Genomic DNA, 543 nt, shown 5'->3' with positions numbered 1-543 from the left:
GCCTTCGGCAACCGTGTAAGAGTTGTCCACAGCAACTGGCGCGTCGTTTACTGGAGTCACCGTTATCGTCACTGTTGCGGTGTTTCCGTCAACCGTTCCGTCGTTGGCCTTATAAGTGAAGCTGTCGCTAAGCGTCTCGCTTCCGTCGTGAATATATGTGAAAGAGCCGTCCGAGTTCAGCGTCAGCGTTCCGTGTGAAGGATTCGCAACCACAGCGGCGGTAAGCGCATCTCCCTCGGCATCCGTATCGTTTCCTAGGACTCCAGGAGCAGTAATGCTCAGCGTTCCGCCCTCGGCAACCGTGTAAGAGTTGTCAACAGCAACAGGAGCATCGTTAACAGGAGTGACCGTTATCGTCACTGTTGCGGTGTTTCCGTCAACCGTTCCGTCGTTGGCCTTATAAGTGAAGCTGTCGCTAAGCGTCTCGCTTCCGTCGTGAATATATGTGAAAGAGCCGTCCGAGTTCAGCGTCAGCGTTCCGTGTGAAGGATTCGCAACCAAGACTGCCGTCAAGGCGTCGCCTTCCGCATCAGAATCATTCCC

Annotated in this window: 1 protein-coding gene; it reads right to left on the bottom strand. The window is 54.5% G+C overall.

Features of this window, described 5'->3' with window-relative positions:
• On the bottom strand, positions 1-543 hold a 543-nt coding region (locus ACFFLS_RS26090), incomplete at both ends, for a cadherin-like domain-containing protein (protein WP_379689742.1).

It is taken from the genome of Flavobacterium procerum (assembly GCF_042431625.1).
In the GTDB taxonomy this organism is placed as follows: Bacteria; Bacteroidota; Bacteroidia; order Flavobacteriales; family Flavobacteriaceae; genus Flavobacterium; species Flavobacterium procerum.
This window is presented reverse-complemented; position numbering and strand designations above follow the sequence as displayed.